This is a genomic window from Labrys miyagiensis, assembly GCF_030160835.1.
Classification (GTDB): Bacteria; Pseudomonadota; Alphaproteobacteria; order Rhizobiales; family Labraceae; genus Labrys; species Labrys miyagiensis.
The window spans coordinates 231,374-251,362 of record NZ_BSPC01000066.1 but is presented as its reverse complement, the minus strand read 5'-3'; the positions used below and the strand labels follow the sequence as shown (position 1 = coordinate 251,362).

Here is a 19,989-nt window from a genome sequence, read left to right as displayed (position 1 = left end):
CGGAACATATGGCGGATATTCTGATTGTCGGCGCAGGCCCCGTGGGGCTGACCATGGCCGCCGAATTCGTGCGTTACGGTTTGGCGGTCCGCATCATCGACCGCGCCGAGCATCCGACCCAGACGTCCAAGGCCCTGGTGATCTGGAGCCGCACCCTCGAACTCCTGGATCGCGCCGGAGCTTCTCTTGCTTTTCTCGACGCCGGGCTGCGCGCCCATGGCGGAGCCATCCGCAGCGGCGGCACGCTTCTCGGCCGCGCCCGCTTCGATCATATCGCCAGTCCCTATAATTTCGCGCTGATGATCCCGCAGAGCGAGACCGAGCGGCTCCTGACTGCCCATCTCTCCAGCCTTGGCGTGACCATCGAACGCCAGCTCGAACTCGTCTCCTTTTCGCAGCAGGCCGATCACGTCGAAGCGCGCCTGCGCCATATCGACGGGCGGGAGGAGGTGCTGTCCACGCCCTGGCTGATCGGATGCGACGGCGCTCACAGCGCCGTCCGGCACGGGCTGCGCGTCGAGTTCCATGGCTCGGCGCAGGGCGATGACTGGATGCTCGCCGATATCCGCCTCGACGGCGAGGGAGCGCCGGCGACTGACGAGGTCGCCAGCTTCCTGCATCGCAAGGGTCCACTGGTGGTATTTCCGATACCAGGAGGACGGGCCCGTATCGTGGCGGTCATCGGCAAGACGGATCCACAAAATCCGCGGCCGGATCCGACGCTGGCCGATGTGCAGGCCATGGTGGATGAGCGCTGCGGCGCCGGCGTTCGCGTGACCGATCCCGTCTGGCTCACAACTTTCCGGATCAACGAGCGCAAAGCCTCCAATTACAGCCAGGGACGGGTCTTCCTGGCAGGCGATGCGGCCCATATCCACAGTCCCGCCGGCGGCCAGGGCATGAACACCGGCATGCAGGACGCCTTCAACCTCGCCTGGAAGCTCGCGATGGTTGTTCATGGCCAGGCCAGCCCCTCCCTGCTGGACAGCTACAGTCCGGAGCGCAGCGCCGTCGGTAAGCTCGTGCTGCAAAATGCCAGCCGGATGACCGATATGGCGACCCTGTCGCCTCCCGCGGCGCAAGCCGTCCGCAACATGGCGCTTCGCTTCCTGCTCGGTCTCCACGCGGTACAGGACAAGCTGAGCAGCACGATGAGCGAGACGGACATCGCCTATGCCGACAGTCCGCTTTCCGACGGCCCGGGCGCCGGCAACCGTCTCGCCCCGGAAGACTATGACGGGCCGCCGCCCGGAAGCGGAAACAGGCCGCGCCTGGTGCTCATGACCGCCGACACCGACAAGGGCGCGGCCTTGGCCACCCGTTTCCCGGATCTTCTCGAACCCAGCCCGCGCAGGCCGCCCAATGCGAGCCGGTTGCTGATCATAAGACCCGACGGCTATATCGGCCTCTCGGCCCGCCGCAACGAATGGAACAAGGGGGAAGCCTATCTCAAGGCGTTCGCCTGATCAGGCGGGTCCCCACATAGGCGCTAACTTTGGTCGATGAGGGCGGGAGAAACACCGTCATTGCGAGCGAAGCGAAGCAATCCAGAGGCGGCAGACACCGCCCTTTGGCCCCTGGATTGCTTCGCTTCGCTCCCAATGACGGCTATGCCTCAACTCCCGGGCTGCAAAGTTAACGCTCATGCGCGTCCCCCCACTATTCAGCCTTCCGATTCTCCGAAATGATCGAGCGGCAGCGGTCCGTGGGCCTTGACGGTCTGGATGGCGAAATTGCTGCGGATATCCGTCACACCCGGCAGCTTGAGCAGCTTTCCGATAAGCAATCGTTCATAGCCCGCAAGGTCCGGCACCGCCACCTGCAGCAAGAAATCCGCTTCGCCCGAGACAAGGTGACAGGAGATCAGTTCCGGCAAAGCGAGTACCGCCTGCCGGAACTTCTCGGCCGTGTCGTCGCGATGCCGCTCCACCTTGACGCTGACGAACACCGTGAGCCCCAGACCTATCTTCTCGCGGCTGAGCAAAGTGCGGTAGCTGTCGATCACGCCGGCCTCTTCCAGGAGCCGCACACGACGCAGGCACGGCGAGGGCGACAGGCCCACCTCCTCGGCAAGCTGCACATTGGTCAGCCGCGCGTCGCGCTGCAGGGCAGCGAGAATCCGCCTGTCGATGGCGTCCAGTTTCAATCTTGGCATGATGACGCTCCATGATCAGCCCTATTGGTTGTTTGTGCCAATACAGCATATTTTCTTGATATAATACGCAAGGACGTGCCCTGCCTCCAGGGGGTAGATTTCAATTCGGACATGATAATCACTGGAGGATGACATGGCGGATCTGTGGATCTTCATCGGGGCCCTGACGGTGGCCTATCTCGTTCCCGGACCGGATATGATCCTGCTGCTCGATACGGGAGCGCGGCAGGGCCGGAACCATGCGCTGGCCACCGTCATCGGCCTCGCTCTGGCACGCGCGGCACATGTGACGCTGGCCGTTCTCGGACTGGCCGCGCTTTTGAAAACCGCCGCCTGGGCCTTCGAGATCGTGCGGATCTTCGGCGTCGCCTATCTTATCTGGATCGGCATCAGCATCTTCCGGGCTTCATCGCTGACGCCGGACCTCACGGGCGCGGCGCGGGACATTAGGCCGCACGGCTATGCCCATGCGATCCTGCGCGGCCTCGTCACCAATATCTCCAACCCCAAGGCGCTGCTGTTCTGCTCGGTGCTGCTGCCGCAATTCATCCATCCCGAGCTTGGCACTGTCGGCGGCCAGTTCCTGCTGCTCGGCGCCATCCTGGTCGCGGTCGGCATCGGCTTCGACTGCTTCTACGCCCTGGCCGGCTCGACCCTCGGCCGCTTCCTCGCCCGCCACCGCAAGGCCGCGACTGCCCAGCGCTGGGTCTTCACCAGCCTGCTGCTCGGCTTCGCCGCAAGGCTGGCACTGGCCCAGGGGCCGCAATGACTGGGAGCGCGGACGTTCGACGACACTCAAGAGAGTGTCGGACGATCCGCTCTCGAAACGATAGCGTTTCAGGAAGATCCGGGACGCTCGCGCGAGGGCAAAGCGCAAAAAGAGCACCGCCGGTGACCCGGGCGGTGCCCTCTTCCATATAGGCGTAGTTCAAGAGCGGATCGTCCGACACTCTCTTGAGTGTCGTCGGACGTCCGCGCTCCCGGGATTAGCCCTCCGGCGTCACGTCGATCCCAACGATCTCCGCACCCTGGGGGCCGACCTTCACGTCCTCGCCGATCTCCTTGCCGAACAGGGCTCTCGCCAGCGGCGAGGCGTGGCTGATGCGCCCGGCAGAGGCTTCCGCCTCGTCTTCGCCGACAATGCGCCAAGTCTTCTCGTGCCCATCGGCATAAGTGAGCGTCACGGCCATGCCGAAGCGGATGCCGGCAGCGGGCGAGGCGGGCGCGACCAGCTCGGCCGAGGCACGGCGTGCCGCCCAATAGCGGATGTCGCGGGAGGCATTGCCCATGGCGATGCGGTCGCCCGCGGCCTCGGCGGCAGCGAAGGCGTTGCGGGCCTGGCGCAGATCCTTTTCGATCAGGGCCAGGCCGCGCGCGGTGACGAAATTGCGTTCGGTGCTGACGGGCCTTTCGGGAAGGACATGGGCGTCCTCCCCTTCCTGTCCGTCGCGCGTGAAGGCGCGACTCAATGCCTTATCGATCAGGCGGCGGCTTGGGCTGCCCCTTCGACGCGCTTGGCGATGAGCGTGCGCAGTTTGCCCAGATCCTTGGCGAAACCGCGGATTCCTTCCGCAAGCTTCTCGGTCGCCATGGCGTCTTGGTTCATGGCCCAGCGGAAGGCGCGCTCGTCGATCTTGCCAGTGGTCGGCTTGGAGAGATGCCCGTCCGGCGAGAGCTTGCGCTCCAGCGTGCCCTGGTCGGCTTCCAACGCCTGCAGGAGGTTCGGCGCGATGGTGAGGCGGTCGCAGCCGGCCAGCGCTTCGATTTCGCCGGTGGAGCGGAAGGAGGCGCCCATCACCACGGTCTTGACGCCGCGAGCCTTGTAGTCGGCATAGATGCTGCGCACCGAGATGACGCCCGGATCTTCTTCCGGCGTGAAGGTGCGGCCATCATTCTTGACGTGCCAATCGAGGATGCGGCCGACGAAGGGTGAAATCAGGAACACGCCGGCGTCGCCGCAGGCGATCGCCTGGGCCTGCGAGAACAGCAAAGTGAGGTTGCAGTCGATACCCTCCTTCTGCAGTTCCTCGGCGGCGCGGATGCCTTCCCAGGTCGAGGCGATCTTGATCAGGATGCGATCATGCGAAATGCCGCGCGACTTGTAGTCGGCGATGATGGCATGGGCCTTGGCGATGGTCGCCTTGGTGTCGAAGGAAAGGTCGGCATCGACCTCGGTTGACACGCGGCCAGGCACGAGCTTGGTTAGCTCGGAGCCGAAGGAGGTGGCGAGGCGGTCGGCGATGGCGGCGACCACCGCTTCCTGGGAGCCGCTGTGCTTGCGCCCCCAGCTCACGGCCTCTTCGATGATGTGGTCATAGGCCGGCATCTCGGCGGCCTTGAGCAGCAGGCTGGGATTGGTGGTGCAGTCCACCGGTTTCACCGCCTTGATCGATTCGATATCGCCGGTATCGGCGACCACAACCGTCATCGCGCGCAATTGCTCGAGTTTCGAAGCCATCTCAATGTATCCCTGTTTTAAGACCTTGCTAGCGTCCCAGTAGAGGACAATAGCGGTGCGCCCCGCCTGCGTCATCTCAAATTGCACATATCTTGGCGAGGCAAATCGCGTGGGGTGGGCGAGGCTCGATCCCCGTAAGATGTCGATGGGGCGGGGTGATTTCAACAAGGTGCCTTGCCCCCTGGCGGCACAAATGGTTCAAGGGGCCGAATGGAATCGCGTATATGCGGAGCCCACCATCCCCGCCACCTTCAAAGATCCGCTCGCCGTGCTCAACGACGTCTTCGGCTATGCCGCCTTCCGGGGCGAGCAGGAAGACGTCGTGCGTCATGTCACGGAAGGCGGCGATGCCGTGGTGCTGTTTCCGACCGGCGCCGGCAAGTCGCTGTGCTACCAGATCCCGGCTTTGTGCCGACGCGGCGTCGGCATCGTCGTCTCGCCTCTGATCGCGCTGATGCGCGATCAGGTGGAGGCACTGCGCCAGGCCGGCGTCCAGGCGGCCGCGCTCAACTCCTCGCTGTCGCGTGAGGAGTCCTACCAGGTCCGCCGCGACTTGATGGACGGCAAGCTCGACCTTCTCTATGTTGCGCCCGAGCGTGTGGCGACGGCCGGCTTCCAGAACCTGATCGCCGATGCCGACATCGCCCTCTTCGCCATCGACGAAGCCCATTGCGTCAGCCAATGGGGCCATGACTTCCGGCCTGAGTACCGCGACCTCAACCAATTGGCCGAACTCTTTCCCGGCATCCCGCGCGTGGCGCTCACGGCAACAGCCGACGCCGTCACCCGCGCCGATATCATTGAACGGCTGGGCCTTGGTGAGGCACGTGTCTTCGCCACCAGCTTTGACCGGCCCAACATCTCCTACACCATCGTCGAGCGCGACAATGCCCGCCAGCAGTTGCTGGCGTGCCTCGCGCGCCACAAGGGCGAGAGCGGCATCGTCTATTGCCTGTCGCGCGCCAAGGTGGAGGATACCGCCGAATGGCTTGATGGCCAGGGCATCCGCGCCCTGCCCTATCATGCCGGGCTCGATGCGGGCGTGCGCAGCGCCAACCAGGACGCCTTCCTCAAGGAGGACGGCCTCTGCCTCGTCGCCACCGTCGCCTTCGGCATGGGCATCGACAAGCCGGATGTGCGCTACATCGCCCATCTCGACATCCCTTCCTCGGTCGAGGCCTATTACCAGGAGACGGGCCGCGCCGGGCGCGATGGCCTGCCCTCGGAAGCCTGGATGAGCTACGGCATGGCCGACGTGGTGCAGCGCCGCCGCATGATCCAGGAGGGCAATGCGCCCGATACGGTGAAGCGCGTCGAACTCGGCAAGCTCAATGCCCTCCTCGGCATCTGCGAGACGGTGGATTGCCGGCGCAAGGCGATCCTCGCCCATTTCGGCGAGGCCCATCCCGGCCATTGCGGCAATTGCGATACCTGCCTCTCGCCGGTGGAGAGCTTCGACGGCACCGAGGCGGCCATCAAGGCGATGGCGGCCGTCTACCGCACCGGCCAGATGTTTGGCGCCGGCCACATCGTCGACGTGCTCACCGGCAAGGTGACGGAGAAGGTGAAGCGCTTCGGCCACGACAACCAGCCTGTGTTCGGCGCCGGTAAGGACATGGACGCCAAGACTTGGCAGTCCGTGCTGCGCCAGCTCACCGCCGCGGGCCTCATCGCCATCGACCACAACGCCCACGGCGCCCTGACGCTCAGCGAAGACGCCCGCGCCGTCTTCCGCAAGGAGCGTACCGTCACGCTGCGCCGGGACCGCCCGCGCAAGACGACGAAGCAGCTACGAGCCCAGAAGGCCACCGGTGACCTCGCCCCGGCGGACGAGGCGCTGTTCCAGGCCCTGCGCGCCGAGCGCAGCCGCCTTGCCCGAGAACAGGGCATCCCGCCCTATATGGTGTTCGCCGACACCACATTGCGGGCGATGGCGACGCAGCGGCCCGGCAACAGCGCGGAGTTCCTGGCGCTCTCCGGCGTGGGGCAGGCCAAGCTCGAGCATTACGGCGCGGCGTTTCTGGGGGTTCTGGCCAGTCACGGCTGAACTGTCACGACATCGTGGGCCTTTTCAGGCAATCTTGCTCCTCAATTGTGATTCCCCGCACGAAGCGCATTTGCGCGGACTTGACCTCGCCAGCAACTTAAGTTAGCGTTCGTTCACTAACTTTCTCGCGATTCCTAGCACCAGGAACCACGCCGATGTTCGCATCGCTGATGTCTGCCCGCCGCTTCTGGCCCTTGTTCTGGAGCCAGTTCTTCAGTGCCTTCAACGACAATTTCATCAAGCAGGCGCTGACCATCCTCGCCGTCTACGGCATCGCCACGACAGCCCCGATGGCGGGAGGCGACAGCCTCGTTTCCATCGCTGGCGCCTTGATCGTCTTGCCAGGCCTGTTCCTGTCGGGCCTCGCTGGCCAGTTGGCCGACCGTTTCGACAAGGCGCGCGTGGCGCAGACGATCAAGCTCGTCGAGATCGCCATCGTGGCGATCGCCGCCGTCGGCTTTGCCATCCACTCCACCACGATCCTGCTCATCAGCATGCTCACCCTCGGTGTTATGGGCACGCTGTTCACCCCCGTGAAATACGGCATGCTGCCGGACCAATTGGCGCCCGAAGAGCTGCCGGCCGGCAACGGCCTGATCGAGGCGGGCACCTTCCTGTCTATCCTCATCGGCATCATAGGCGCCGGCTTCGTTGCCCCGCATCTGCCGAGCACTGTCGTGGCAGGCATCATGGTGGTGGTGGCCCTGATCTGCTGGCTCTCCGCCCGCATGATCCCGCCGACCGGCCAGGCCGCGCCGGACCTGAAGGTCGACTGGAACATTTTCCGCTCCAGCTATGATCTGGTGAAGCTTTTGGCCGATGACCGTCGCCTGTTCGTCGGCTCGATCGCCGTCGCCTGGTTCTGGCTGAGCGGCATCGTCATGCTGTCTCTGACGCCATCACTCGCCCATAGCGTGGTTGGTGGCGACGAGACCGTGAACACGCTCTTTACCACCGCCTTTTCGATCGGCATCGCCATCGGTTCGGTGCTCGCCGCACGCCTCGCCGCCGGCCGCAGCATCGTGCTGCTCAGCCCGATCGGCTGCATCCTGATGGGCCTGATCAGCCTCGACGTCGCCTGGATCGCCTTCAGCACGACCCCGGCGGCAGAACCGCTGTCCTTTGCGGACTACCTGAAGACAGCCAGCGGCGTGCACATGACCATCGTCCTCGCTCTGGTCGCCGTGGCCGCAGGCCTTTTCATCGTGCCCGTTTATGCCGCCGTCCAGCATTGGGCGCCGAAGGACGAGCGCGCCCGCGTCATCGCCGGCGGTAATGTCATCACTGCCTTTTTCATGGTGATCGGCGCCGGCGGCCTCTCTCTGCTTCAGGGCCAGCTCGGCCTGTCCACCCCGATGGCCCTGCTCGGCATGGCCGTGCTCAACGTGATCGCCGGCGTGATCTTCCTCTTCGTGCTGCCGATGAGCTTCGTGCGCGATCTCATCCTCTTGATCTATCGCGTGCTCTTCCGCCTGGAAGTGCACGGCATCGAGAACCTGCAGACGCCGACGCCCCATCGTATCGTCGCCATCAACCATACCAGCTTCCTCGACGCCGGCCTGATCCTGGCCCTGCTCGACAAGGACCCCGTCTTTGCCATCGACCACACCATCGCCAAGGCCTGGTGGGTGAAGCCCTTCCTCAAGATCTGCCGCGCCTACCCGCTCGATCCCACCAAGCCGATGGCGACACGCGGCCTGATCAATGCGGTGAAGGAGGGTGAGACGCTGGTGATCTTCCCCGAAGGCCGCCTCACCGTCACCGGCGCACTGATGAAGGTCTATGATGGCGCCGGCCTGATCGCCGACAAGTCCAAGGCCGACATCGTGCCCGTGCGCATCGACGGCCTGGAGCGCACACCCTTCACCCGGCTCGACCCGAGCAAGGTCTCGCGCAAGCTCTTCCCGAAGGTGACGGTGACCTTCACCGAGCCCACCCGCCTCACCATCGACGAAGACCTGCGCGGCAAGAGGCGTCGCCTCGCCGCCGGCGCCGCCCTCTATGATGTGATGTCGGACCTCATCTACAAGACGAGCGCGCCCGAGGAGACGGTGTTCCAGGCCCTGGCCAATGCTGCGAGGAAGTACCGGCCGAGCCGCGTCATCATCGAGGATCCGGTCACCGGCACCCTCACCTATAAGCGCATGCTCATCGCCATCGAGGTGCTCGGCAGCAAGTTCAAGGCCTTCACCAGCCGCGGCGAACATGTCGGCGTGCTCCTGCCCAACGCCAATGGCGTGGCGATCACCTTCTTCGCCCTGCAGGCGATCGGCCGCATCCCGGCAATGCTGAACTATTCGGCCGGCAAGGCCAACCTGATCTCGGCCTGCCAGACGGCCGAGGTGAGAACGGTGCTCTCCTCGCGCACCTTCATCGAGAAGGGCCGCCTGGAGGATCTCGTCACCGCACTGGAAGGACATGTGAAATTCGTCTGGCTCGAGGATCTGCGCAAGACGGTGACCACGCCGGAGAAGCTCAAGGCTTTCCTCATCCATGGCCGCCAGCATGGCCGGATCTCGCCCGACGCCCCCGCCGCCGTGCTTTTCACCTCGGGCTCGGAAGGCACGCCCAAGGGCGTGGTGCTCTCGCACCGCAATATCCTTTCCAACATCGCCCAGATCGGCGCCCGCATCGATTTCGGCCCTGGCGACATTGTCTTCAACGTACTGCCGGTGTTCCACTCCTTCGGCCTGACGGGCGGCATGATCCTGCCCCTGATCAATGGCGTGAAGCTCTATCTCTATCCCTCGCCGTTGCATTACCGCATCATTCCCGAGCTGATCTATTCGACCAATGCCACCGCGGTGTTCGGCACCGACACTTTCCTCGCCGGCTATGCGAAGATGGCCAATCCCTATGACTTCCGTTCGCTGCGCTATGTCGTGGCCGGCGCCGAGCCGGTGAAGGTCGATACCCGCCGCATGTACAATGAGAAGTTCGGCCTGCGCATCCTGGAAGGCTATGGGGTCACCGAAACCTCGCCCGTGCTGGCGCTGAACACGCCGATGTTCAATAAGAACGGCACGGTGGGCCGTATCCTGCCGGGCATGGAGGCCCGCCTCGAACCGGTGCCGGGCGTGGAGGAAGGTGGGCGCCTGCATGTGCGCGGCCCCAATGTGATGCAGGGCTACCTCAAGGCCGAGCTTCCCGGCCAGCTCCAGCCTCCGGAAGAGGGCTGGCACGACACCGGCGACATCGTCAACATCGATCCCCAGGGCTTCATCACCATCAAGGGCCGCGCCAAGCGCTTCGCCAAGATCGGCGGCGAGATGGTCTCGCTGGCTGGCGTGGAAAGCCTGCTCGCCGATCTGTGGCCTGACACGCCGGTGGCGGTGCTCGCCGCACCCGATCCCCGCAAGGGCGAGCGGCTGGTGTTGATCACCACCAAGAAGGACGCCAATCGTTCCGACGTCATCGCCCATCTCAAATACAAGCATGCCGCCGATCTGATGACGCCCTCGGAGATCATGGTCATCGACACCATGCCCGTGATGGGCACCGGCAAGACCGACTATGTAAGCCTCGGCACCATGCTGAAGGAGCGCCTTGGCGAAGCCAAGGTCTCGACGCCGGCGTCGACGTCGACACCGACCCCGCTGCCCGACCTGCCGAGACCCCGCCCCCAGGAGCTCAGCCCGGTGAACGGCATGCCTGCCTCGCAGGAGCAGGCCCAGCAGGCCCAGGCCGCCCCGTCGCAGCCCGAGACCCAGGGCGGCCACCCCGTGCCGCAAGGCCAGCCCGATGCGTGACGGTTCCAAGACCCGGGCGAAGATCGAGAGCGAGGCTCTGCGTCTCTTCGCCGAAAAGGGCGTCGCCGGTACCTCGGTGCGGGATATCGCTGCCGCGGTGGGGGTAGCCGAAGCCGCGCTCTACCGCCACTTCCCCTCCAAGGACGCGCTCTCGCGCAGCCTCTTTCTGGAGGGCTATGCACGGCTTGCGGCGGATGTGGTGGCGGTGGGCGAGACGCAGCAGCCGATCGAAACCAAGATCGGTCAGGTCGTCGATCTCTTTTGCAGGCTCTTTGACGACAACAGGTCGCTCTTCTCGTTCCTGCTCCTGGCTCAGCACGCTCATCTTGCCGATGTACCGGAAGGCCGGGAAGGCAATGTCGTGGAGGCCGTCAAGAATATCTTCACCCGGGCGATCGAGCATGGCGACATCCGCAAGGAAGACCCGGACCTGCTGGCCGCCCTCGCGCTCGGCATCGTCGCCCAGCCCGCCATCTTCACAATCTATGGTCGCCTATCGGGCCCGCTGATCGCGCGCGCGCCCGATCTGACGAGGGCGATTTGGGCAGCGGTGCGGTAGAGCACCGCGCCGAAAGATGATCGCCCGAAGGCTGCGCCAGGCGGTCAATCCAATCTGTCGGTAACACAAGCCCTGAGCGCTTCGGGAACCGCCGCCTCGGGGACCTCGACCGACTGGTCCTTGCCATCTACCGTGCGCGTAATGCGGTAGCGGAAACCATCAGCCACCGGTCGGTAGCCGTGGACGTCCGTCGCGCCTTTGAACAGGTTTTCGACAGATGCCTGGTCCGCAGCCGAAAGCGCGGACAAATCCTGTTGTCCTTCGCTCCGTAGCTTTGAACCGGCCAGGCCGAATCCGGCCAGGCCACCGACACGTTCGATCTTGAGAATGCCCATGGCACCGGTCCTTCAATGGGGCCGGGCGCGCGCCGGACATCTAGAGCCCAACGTGCTTCCATCCGGCATCGACATTTCCTCCCAGAGCCGTGTCACCGGGATAGAGTTGCCCAGCCGCCGCTCGAGTGCGATCCGCGAATTCCTTCATTGTCATCTGGGGTTTCGCGCCAGACCCTGTCAGAACGTTATACCAAATCTGACCAACCTTGTCCCAGCTATTGCCGCCGACAGCCTTGCATATCGTGTAGAAAGCAAGGTTGGGGATCCCGCTGCTGGAGTGGGGATCCATGCCTGGCTCAAATTGGGAATATTGGGTTGGCTGTGGCGCCAGACAGTGCTGGGCGTCGGGATTGGCCATGTCCCGAAGGCAGGTATATCCTCTGTCTACCCCCGTCGGCCCGATTATATCGCTGCCGATCAGCCAGTCTGCCTGGTTGACATCCTGCTTTGCTTCCCACTGGCGGAACATCGAGCCGAAACAGTCCGACAGGCTCTCGTTGAGCCCGCCGGCTTCGTCGACATAATCGAGCTGAAGGCTGTGTTGGGTGACGCCATGGGTGAGTTCATGGCCGATGACATCATTTCCCTTGGAGAAGTCGATGAAGATCTCGCCATCACCATCGCCATAAGTCATCTGCGCTCCATTCCAGAATGCGTTGTTGTAACTGACGCCGTAGTGAATAGAAGAAAGCAGTGTCATGCCGGAGCCATCGATCGAGTTTCGCCCGAACACCTTGGAATAGAATGTTGCGACCGACGTGGTTTCGTTGAAGACTTGCTTGGCGGTGCCATCCTGCGCCTTCGCAGGATTTGAGATCGGAGAGCCTGGTAGAGTCTGGCCGCTCTTGCAATCGTAGACCGCGACGGTCGGTGCCGCTGCGATGGCGGTAAGCCCGGGCGACATCGCGGTCGTAAGCCGCGTGAGTCTCATCGCCTGGGAGCGAAGACGTCGCAGTTGCGAATCGAGACGAGCCGTATCGGCAAAAGACTTACGGTTGCTAGCAGATAGCGACTTGTCCTTGGCCAATCGCTTCAATACATCCTGAGGCACGATTTGACACATATGGCACATTGTATCTCTCCCCTCCGTTTTATTTGACGTCCAGGTAGACCACGCCAAATTGCACAGAACACAACTGAATTTTGTATCTATATATAATAAACCTACCTATATATTAGGTATTTCTACTTAAGCAATTAATCAACATATGACTCTCAACAAATAATCGATACAATTTACCTGATCATTCGTGACTCTCGCGTGATTTATAAATCGGATGATTTCTATCCAAGCGTTGCGATTGCTATCGATCTGGGGCTTTACAGCAGCCGCGCAGTTTAGGTGTTCCTCCGGAAAAAATCGTCTCCTGATATCCTCTCGTGGACCCTGCCGATGCAGGAAGCCACCAAGGTGTTGTCCGCTGGGAGCGGCAACCTGCGCCGCCAATAGAACCAGGGCCGAGAAGGCCATGACACGCGATCGCTGGGTCACGCTTTGCGCTCTCCTGCATGGGTTGCCGGAGGAAACGCTTCGTCCTTATGCGATGATACAATAGCGCTATTGGCTACAGCGCTACAATCGTTCCGACGGTGGCTTCATGCCTGCCAGGGAGGCGCTGCGTTTCAAGGCGATGAGACTCTTCGTTCCGGCAGCGCGAGAGCGGGAACTGGAAATGCTTAGATTCGTGTGATCCGAAGCTGAATCGTACCGCTCCGCAATGCAGGATCACGGATTCTTGCCACGAAAGGGGAGCGAATTTCCCGCTCCCCTTCGCTACTCTCTCTCACCGCCCCAGTTCGCGCAGATAAGCCAGGCGCGCGATGTAGCCGGTGTTGCTGAAGTCCGTGAACACGCCGTCGACACCCAGGCGGTAGAAGGTCAGGAACTCCTGGATCGGATCCTTGTTGTAGCTGCCAGCCAGATATTTGCCCTCGTTCCGGAAGGTGAAGACATGCACGAACAGGCCGGCCTTGTGGGCGTCGGCCACCAGACTGGTCGCCGGCTGGATGCTTGCGCTCGCGGTCGAGCCGGTGAAGGGCGTGCCGTCGGCATTCTTTTCCTGCCAGGGCGTGATCTTCAGCGGCACGATCTGCGGCTTCCAGGGGCCAATTCCGTCGGCATAGGTCTTGATCTCGGCGAGACCCTCAGGAGTCAGCATGGCATCGAACCAGTGCGGATCGCCGGCCACCGTCCAGTCGAAGGGACGGCTGTCGGTGATCTCGTTGTAGAGGGTCATGCCAGTCCTGAAGTCGACGCCATAACCATCGATCAGTTGCACGATCTTGGTCTTCAGGCCATGGTCATGCATGTATTTCAGGCTGCCGGGCTCGAAGCTCTGCACGAAGATCGGCGCATCCTTCGAGTTGAGGCCGTTCTTCTCGATGATCTTGAGCATCGCATCTTCGAGCGGATGGCTGCCGGGGGCACCGCAGCCATTGGCGATAGCCTGCTCGTCATTCCAGGTCGGGTTCTTGGATTCGGGATAGACCGCGATGACGCGGCCCGTCTCCTTCGACTTCTGCTTGGCGAGATCGATGATCTCCTGGAAGGAAAGGATCGGGAACTTGCCGTTGAAGATCTTCGGACGTTCGGCAGCGTCATCATAGGTGGTGCCGGCGATCAGCGTCTTCAGCTCGGCCATGGTGAAATCGTTGATCGACCAGTCATTGGTGTGGTCTTCGCCATCGACGATCAGCGATTTCAGCACCGATTTGGGATCGTTCGGGTCGGTCAGGTCGGTGAGATATTCGGAAGGGCCGCTGGTGGGTGTCTGCGCCCATTTCACCTTGACCATCACACCCGGCACGGTGCGCTTGCGGGCGGCGATCTCGGGATTGGTGCTGGCGACCTCGGCTACATTGGTGTTGTCGCTGAGCCAGGGATTGTGACGGGCGACGAGGACGCAATCCTTGGTGAGATGGAGGTCCTCCTCAAAGGCATCGGTGCCGACGGCGGCGGCCATTTCGTAGGAGGCCTGCGTCTCCTCTGGCATCAGGCCGGGCAGGCCGCGATGGCCGATCACCAGCGGCGGCTTGCCGTCGAGCGTCAGGAAAGGCTTGGCGTCCTGCGCGAAGGCGAGCCCGCCGAGGCCCAGCACCAGCGCCGTGGCGCCCAGCAATCCACGAAGTGTTCCGTCTCTTCCGATCGTCATCCTGTGTCTCCACCGTCTGAAGCCAGACCGTTCCACGAAGCCCCCAAAGCCCGTACTGCCTTCATGACGCCGCTCTCTAACGATGGGATGGCGGATCTTTGACGTATGGATGACGGCCTGTGCCCGAGAGGGTTGCGGGTTCCGCCTTCCCTCCGGCATGATGAAGCACCTCGCTAGGTGCGAATCCGCGCCGGCTCCACCGGAATGACACCCCTATGTCGGATACTGCGCTGGAACCCGTTCGCCTCGTCGACTACCGCGTTCCCGCCTTTCTCATCGATACCGTGCATCTCGACATCGGCCTCGACCGGACGCAGACGCGTATCGTGGCGACGCTCGCGATCCGACGCAATCCGGCGAGCGAGGAGCGCGGCCCGCTGAAGCTCGATGGCGACAGTCTCCTCTTCGTGGAAGCCTGGCTCGACGGCGTGCCGCTACAGACGAGGGATTGCATCGCCCTGCCCCAGTCCTTTACGCTCCATCACGTCCCGGAAGGCAGCTTCACGCTGACGATCGAGACCCGGCTCGACCCATCCGCCAACACGCAGCTGATGGGGCTCTACCGCTCCAACTCGGCCTATTGCACGCAATGCGAGGCCGAGGGCTTTCGCCGCATCACCTATTTTCTCGACCGGCCGGATGTGCTGTCGGTCTACACCACGCGCATCGAGGCCTCTTTCCAGGAGGCGCCGGCGCTGCTTGCCAACGGCAACAAGATCGAGGACGGCGTGCTCAACCACGGCCGGCATTTTGCCGTTTGGCACGATCCCTTCCCGAAACCCTCCTATCTCTTCGCCATGGTGGCGGGCGATCTTGCCGTCGTGCGCGACAGTTTCGTCACGGCCTCGGGCCGGCATGTCAGGCTCGAAATCTATGTCGAGCATGGCAAGGAGAGCCGCTGCACCTATGCCATGGACGCGCTCAAGCGTTCCATGCGCTGGGACGAGCAAGTCTTTGGCCGCGAATATGATCTCGACATCTTCATGATCGTGGCGGTGTCCGACTTCAACATGGGCGCCATGGAGAACAAGGGCCTGAACGTCTTCAACGACAAATATGTGCTCGCCCTGCCTGAAACAGCCACCGACCTGGACTATGCCAATATCGAGGCGATCATCGCCCATGAATATTTCCACAACTGGACGGGCAACCGCATCACCTGCCGCGACTGGTTCCAGCTCTGCCTGAAGGAGGGCCTCACCGTCTTCAGAGACCAGGAATTCTCCTCCGACCAGCGTTCGCGCCCGGTGAAGCGCATCAACGATGTGAAAACACTGCGCAGCCAGCAATTCTCCGAGGATGGCGGCCCGCTCGCCCATCCCGTGCGGCCGGAAATCTACAACGAGATCAACAATTTCTACACGGCCACGGTCTATGAGAAGGGCGCCGAGGTCGTGCGCATGCTGAAGACGCTGATCGGCGACGAGGCCTTCGGCAAGGGCATGGACCTCTATTTCGAGCGCCATGACGGCGAAGCCGTTACCATCGAAGATTTCATCGCCTGCTTCGCCGATGCCAGCGGACGGGACCTTTCCCAGTTCATGCTCTGGTACCGCCAGTCCGGCACCCCGGAGATCAGGGCCGAGGGCGTGTGGGACGAGTCCGGCGGGACTTATGCGCTTACCCTCAGCCAGATCCTGCCGGCGACGCCGGGCCAGCCTCAAAAGCAGCCGATGCTCTTTCCCATCCGCCTCGGCCTCGTCGGCGTCAAGGGGGACCTGCCGATCAGGCTGGACGGCGAGCACTTCGACGGCTTGGTGGCGCTGACCGAGCCCCAGCAGAGCTTCCTCTTCAGCGACGTCGGCGAGAAGCCCGTGCCGTCCCTGCTGCGCGGCTTTTCCGCACCGGTGAAGCTTGCCGTCGATCTCGACGAGGAGGCCCTCCTCACTTTGCTGCGTGCCGACAGCGACCCCTTCAACCGCTGGCAGGCCGCGCAAAGCTACGCGCTCAAGCTGTTGCTGCGCCTCGTGAAAGACTCTGCGACGCCGATCGACCCGCGTTTCGTCGAGGCGATCAGCGGCATCCTCGCCCGGGGCGGCGACGACCCTGCCTTCGCAGCCCTGTCGCTGGCCTTGCCGAGCGAGGCCGACATCGCCCGCGAGATCGGCAGCGACGTCGACCCGCAGGCGATATATGGCGCACGCACGAAGCTGCGGTCCACGCTCGGCAGCCATCTGGGAGCGGAGTTGCTGCGCACCATCGAGATGATGAGCATCGATGGCCCCTATTCGCCGCAGGCGCGGGATGCGGGCCGGCGCTCGCTGCGCAATGTCGCGCTCGAACTCGCCTGCGCCAATGGCAGCAAGGCGGCCCTTGCCGTGGCCCAGGCACAATTCGATAACGCCAACAACATGACCGACGAAATGGCGGCGCTCAATACGCTGGCGCTCTCGGGCACGGCTGCGGGCGAACAGGCGCTGCAGGGCTTCCGCGAGCGCTATGGCAGCGATCCTCTGGTGGTCGACAAATGGATGAGCGTGCAGGCCATGCTGCCGCACGAAACCACCCTGGCTCGCGTGAAGGACCTGATGCGGGACTCCGCCTTCTCCCTGCACAATCCCAACCGCGTCCGCGCCCTGATCGGCGCCTTCTCCGCCAACAACCAGACGCAGTTCAACCGTCCCAATGGCGAGGGCTACAGCTTCATCGCCGATATCATCCTCAGCATCGACCCGAAGAACCCGCAATTGGCCGCGCGCCTCCTGGTCGCCTTCAAGATGTGGCGGTCGCTGGAGGCCGGCCGGCGGGCTCTCGCGGCTGCCACTCTACGCGACATTGCGGCGCGCCCCGGCCTGTCGCGCGATGTTGCTGACATCGTGCAGAGATCGCTCGCCTGAGTTTCGAAGGGTAACTTCGGTCGCACTATAATGAGCAGGCCTGTTGCAATCGAAAGTTATTCTGCCTTTAGGGAAACACCTTTGGGTGGCAGCGGCCATTAGTGGCCTCTCGACACTATATGTTGTGATGCGCACCCGCAAACATCATAGATGTAGAGAAACAGACATGTTTACGCCAGAAAACGGGCTGGAATCATCCATTTTTTGGCCGTAAGCGCACACAAATAATTAAAAAAGAGTTCATGCCGACTCTAGACAAATCACCTGCACATTGATTCTTATAGCCAATATCGATTCGGGCCGGTGTTGAACACCTGCCCTCTCGGAAATTCAGGAAAAGCTGGAAGGGCTGTGCAATGGCGCGTGCAAACGCGACACATGCGTCTTTGCGTGTGCCGGGCATCCGGGGCCTGGCAAGGACACTGATCTGCCCGACCTACAAGCGTTTGATCGGCGTCGAGCCCCTCCTGCGCAAGGCGGTTCCCGTTCTGATCGTCGCTTTCCTGGGCGCCATGGCCTTCGCCGCCTTCCTGCAGGCTCGCGATGCCCGCAAGCATACGCTGCACGAGGCCAGCCGCAATCTCGACCTGATCATCTCTGCCGCCGGCGCCAAGCTCAGCGCCATCGTGGCGCAAACCGGCCAGGGGCCGGCCAGCGCCGCCATTTCGGCGCCCGACCATGTCCAACTCGCCATCGTCACGCCGCAGGGCAAGCCGCTCAACCAGAGCAATGACGTCGCCGGCCTGATCCAGGCGGTCGGCAACCGCGGCACCGGCCGCCTCACAGTCGATGTCGGCGGCACCGCCATGCTGGCCTCGATCGGCACCAGCGAGGGCTTCCGCATCATCGCCGCCCGGCCCGTCAGCGATGTCCTCGATCGCTGGTACATGCTGAGCGGCCTGCTGCTGCTGTTCACCACCACGACAGGCGGCGTGCTGCTGATCCTTGGCTTTGCCTATTACTGGCAGGCTTCGCGGGCCCGACGCGCCGACGACATTTACAATGCCGTGCGCACGCGCCTCGAAACGGCCCTCAGCCGCGGCCGCTCGGGACTGTGGGACTGGGATCTCGAAGCGGGACGGGTGTTCTGGTCAGACTCCATGTTCCACCTCCTCGGCTACGAGCCGCAGGACGACCTTCTCGTGCACAGCGACATCGAGCGCCTGATCCACACCGAGGACACCGGCCTGCAATCGCTCGCAAGCGAGCTTCGCTCCAAGAATCCCCCGCTGCTGATCGACCGGCGCTTCCGCATGCGCTGCGCCAATGGCGAATGGATCTTCGTGCGGGTGCGCGGCGAGCTCGTCTTCGGCCCCAAGGGCGACGGCTCCTCCGGCAAGCGCCTGATCGGCATCGTGGTCGACGAGACCGAGGAGCGCAAATTCGCCGAGCAGACCAAGAGGGCGGATCTGCGCCTGCGCGATGCCATCGAGACGATCTCCGAGGCCTTCGTGCTATGGGATCCCAATAATCGCCTGGTGATGTGCAATTCGAAATTCCAGGCTCTGCATAATCTGCCCGACGCGCTGGTGCGTTCCGGCACGCATTACAGCGCCATCGTCGAAGCGGGATCCCAGCCCGTGGTGCGCACCAACATGCCCACCAACACGCTGATCGAGCGCGGCGCCCGCACCTTCGAGGCGCAATTACAGGATGGGCGCTGGCTCACCATCAACGAGCGCCGCACCAAGGATGGCGGTTATGTCTCCGTCGGCACCGACATCACCTCGCTCAAGGACCAGCACACCAAGCTGATGGACAGCGAGCGCAGCCTGATCGGCATGATCGCCGACCTCAAGCGCTCGCGCCAGGTGCTGGAGCGCCAGACCCAGGAACTGGCCGAGCTCGCCGAGAAATACGCCGCCGAGAAGATCAAGGCCGAGTCCGCCAATCGCGCCAAGTCCGAATTCCTCGCCAATATGAGCCATGAGCTGCGCACGCCGCTCAACGCCATCATCGGCTTCTCGGAACTGATGGAAAGCGGCACCTTCGGAGCGCTCAGCCATCCGCGCTATGTCGGCTATTGCCGCGACATCCATGAGAGCGGGCGCTATCTGCTCGACTTCGTCGACGACATCTTGGAAATGTCGAAGATCGAGGCTGGCGAGGTCGATCTCCATCGCGAGCATTTCGCCGTCGATCGGCTGATGAGCGATCTCTTGCGCTCGATCAAGCCGGAGGCCGATGCCAAGAAGCTCAGCCTGCATCCCTCCTGGCAGAATGGCGTCAGCCTCAATGCCGATCGCCGCGCCCTCAGGCTGATCATGCGCAACCTCATCTCGAACGCCATCAAGTTCACGCCGGAAGGCGGCAAGGTCGGCCTGCGCATCCGCCAGCGCGATGGCAAGGTCGTGATCTATGTCGAGGACAGTGGCATCGGCATCCCACCGGAAGCGATCAGCAAGCTCGGACGGCCGTTCGAGCAGGTACAGACGCAGTTCACCAAGGCTCACAAGGGTTCAGGCCTCGGCCTTTCCATCGCCAAGTCCCTGGCCGAATTGCACGGCGGCTCGATTCGTATCCGCTCGGCCGTCGATATCGGCACCGTGGTGATGGTTGTGCTGCCGGGGTTGCTGGGCCTGGAAGAGCCGCGCAAGCTGCCGGCTCCCGCCGTGATGCAGGCGAGCCTCAAGCGCCTGGCGAGGGCGGCCGTGCTGCACTGATCCGTGAAACGGGCAAGATGCCCGTGCACCCGGA

General features: G+C 63.1%; 13 protein-coding genes. 7 read left to right on the top strand and 6 right to left on the bottom strand.

The features are described 5' to 3' along the window. Nucleotides 1-8 precede the first annotated feature (8 nt). Nucleotides 9-1,466: an FAD-dependent monooxygenase gene (locus tag QQL24_RS29260; protein ID WP_284315839.1), complete on the top strand. Its 1,458-nt coding sequence runs from the start codon at nucleotides 9-11 to the stop codon at nucleotides 1,464-1,466. A gap of 197 nt (nucleotides 1,467-1,663) precedes the next feature. On the opposite strand, the gene QQL24_RS29255 is transcribed toward QQL24_RS29260, so the two are convergent. After that, nucleotides 1,664-2,155, bottom strand: coding sequence for an Lrp/AsnC family transcriptional regulator (locus tag QQL24_RS29255; RefSeq protein WP_284315838.1), 492 nt, complete (start codon nucleotides 2,153-2,155; stop codon nucleotides 1,664-1,666). A 133-nt stretch (nucleotides 2,156-2,288) separates the two neighbouring features. On the opposite strand from QQL24_RS29255, the gene QQL24_RS29250 reads away from it, so the two are divergent. Next, complete coding sequence (locus QQL24_RS29250) at nucleotides 2,289-2,924, top strand: LysE family translocator (RefSeq protein ID WP_284315837.1); 636 nt, start codon at nucleotides 2,289-2,291, stop codon at nucleotides 2,922-2,924. A 217-nt stretch (nucleotides 2,925-3,141) separates the two neighbouring features. On the opposite strand, the gene QQL24_RS29245 is transcribed toward QQL24_RS29250, so the two are convergent. Both QQL24_RS29245 and tal read right to left on the bottom strand, forming a co-directional pair. Next, a complete protein-coding gene (locus QQL24_RS29245; RefSeq protein WP_284315836.1) occupies nucleotides 3,142-3,624 on the bottom strand; it encodes a GreA/GreB family elongation factor in 483 nt (160 codons plus the stop codon). 11 nt (nucleotides 3,625-3,635) lie between these two features. Then, nucleotides 3,636-4,613, bottom strand: a complete 978-nt coding sequence (gene tal / locus QQL24_RS29240) for a transaldolase (RefSeq protein ID WP_284315835.1) — start codon at nucleotides 4,611-4,613, stop codon at nucleotides 3,636-3,638. A gap of 193 nt (nucleotides 4,614-4,806) precedes the next feature. Between tal and recQ the strand changes: the two genes are divergently transcribed. The 3 genes from recQ to QQL24_RS29225 all read left to right on the top strand — a co-directional run bounded on the left by recQ (nucleotide 4,807) and on the right by QQL24_RS29225 (nucleotide 10,968). Then, complete coding sequence (gene recQ, locus QQL24_RS29235; RefSeq protein WP_284315834.1) at nucleotides 4,807-6,660, top strand: DNA helicase RecQ; 1,854 nt, start codon at nucleotides 4,807-4,809, stop codon at nucleotides 6,658-6,660. A 155-nt stretch (nucleotides 6,661-6,815) separates the two neighbouring features. Continuing rightward, nucleotides 6,816-10,409: an acyl-[ACP]--phospholipid O-acyltransferase gene (locus tag QQL24_RS29230; protein ID WP_284315833.1), complete on the top strand. Its 3,594-nt coding sequence runs from the start codon at nucleotides 6,816-6,818 to the stop codon at nucleotides 10,407-10,409. Then, nucleotides 10,402-10,968: a TetR/AcrR family transcriptional regulator gene (locus tag QQL24_RS29225; protein WP_284315832.1), complete on the top strand. Its 567-nt coding sequence runs from the start codon at nucleotides 10,402-10,404 to the stop codon at nucleotides 10,966-10,968. Before QQL24_RS29230 ends, QQL24_RS29225 begins: the two co-directional genes overlap by 8 nt. 44 nt (nucleotides 10,969-11,012) lie before the next feature. On the opposite strand, the gene QQL24_RS29220 is transcribed toward QQL24_RS29225, so the two are convergent. The 3 genes from QQL24_RS29220 to QQL24_RS29210 form a co-directional block, all read right to left on the bottom strand. Then, on the bottom strand, nucleotides 11,013-11,303 hold the full coding sequence (locus tag QQL24_RS29220) for a protealysin inhibitor emfourin (protein ID WP_284315831.1): 291 nt from the start codon (nucleotides 11,301-11,303) through the stop codon (nucleotides 11,013-11,015). A gap of 40 nt (nucleotides 11,304-11,343) precedes the next feature. Next, a complete protein-coding gene (locus QQL24_RS29215) occupies nucleotides 11,344-12,330 on the bottom strand; it encodes a M4 family metallopeptidase (RefSeq protein WP_284315830.1) in 987 nt (328 codons plus the stop codon). 757 nt (nucleotides 12,331-13,087) lie between these two features. Further along, nucleotides 13,088-14,455 (bottom strand): glycerophosphodiester phosphodiesterase family protein, encoded by a 1,368-nt coding sequence (locus tag QQL24_RS29210; protein ID WP_284315829.1) that lies wholly within the window; start codon nucleotides 14,453-14,455, stop codon nucleotides 13,088-13,090. Between the two features lie 215 nt (nucleotides 14,456-14,670). On the opposite strand from QQL24_RS29210, the gene pepN reads away from it, so the two are divergent. Both pepN and QQL24_RS29200 read left to right on the top strand, forming a co-directional pair. Then, nucleotides 14,671-17,292, top strand: coding sequence for an aminopeptidase N (gene pepN, locus QQL24_RS29205; RefSeq protein ID WP_284315828.1), 2,622 nt, complete (start codon nucleotides 14,671-14,673; stop codon nucleotides 17,290-17,292). Between the two features lie 356 nt (nucleotides 17,293-17,648). Beyond that, nucleotides 17,649-19,955: a PAS domain-containing sensor histidine kinase gene (locus QQL24_RS29200; protein WP_284315827.1), complete on the top strand. Its 2,307-nt coding sequence runs from the start codon at nucleotides 17,649-17,651 to the stop codon at nucleotides 19,953-19,955. Nucleotides 19,956-19,989: the final 34 nt, after the last annotated feature.

Coding starts and splice junctions, on each gene's coding strand:
- QQL24_RS29260 (WP_284315839.1), top strand. CDS start 9: ATGGCGGATATTCTGATTGTCGGCGCAGGCCCCGTGGGGCTGACCATG.
- QQL24_RS29255 (WP_284315838.1), bottom strand. CDS start 2,155: ATGCCAAGATTGAAACTGGACGCCATCGACAGGCGGATTCTCGCTGCC.
- QQL24_RS29250 (WP_284315837.1), top strand. CDS start 2,289: ATGGCGGATCTGTGGATCTTCATCGGGGCCCTGACGGTGGCCTATCTC.
- tal (WP_284315835.1), bottom strand. CDS start 4,613: ATGGCTTCGAAACTCGAGCAATTGCGCGCGATGACGGTTGTGGTCGCC.
- recQ (WP_284315834.1), top strand. CDS start 4,807: ATGGTTCAAGGGGCCGAATGGAATCGCGTATATGCGGAGCCCACCATC.
- QQL24_RS29230 (WP_284315833.1), top strand. CDS start 6,816: ATGTTCGCATCGCTGATGTCTGCCCGCCGCTTCTGGCCCTTGTTCTGG.
- QQL24_RS29225 (WP_284315832.1), top strand. CDS start 10,402: ATGCGTGACGGTTCCAAGACCCGGGCGAAGATCGAGAGCGAGGCTCTG.
- QQL24_RS29220 (WP_284315831.1), bottom strand. CDS start 11,303: ATGGGCATTCTCAAGATCGAACGTGTCGGTGGCCTGGCCGGATTCGGC.
- QQL24_RS29210 (WP_284315829.1), bottom strand. CDS start 14,455: ATGACGATCGGAAGAGACGGAACACTTCGTGGATTGCTGGGCGCCACG.
- pepN (WP_284315828.1), top strand. CDS start 14,671: ATGTCGGATACTGCGCTGGAACCCGTTCGCCTCGTCGACTACCGCGTT.
- QQL24_RS29200 (WP_284315827.1), top strand. CDS start 17,649: ATGGCGCGTGCAAACGCGACACATGCGTCTTTGCGTGTGCCGGGCATC.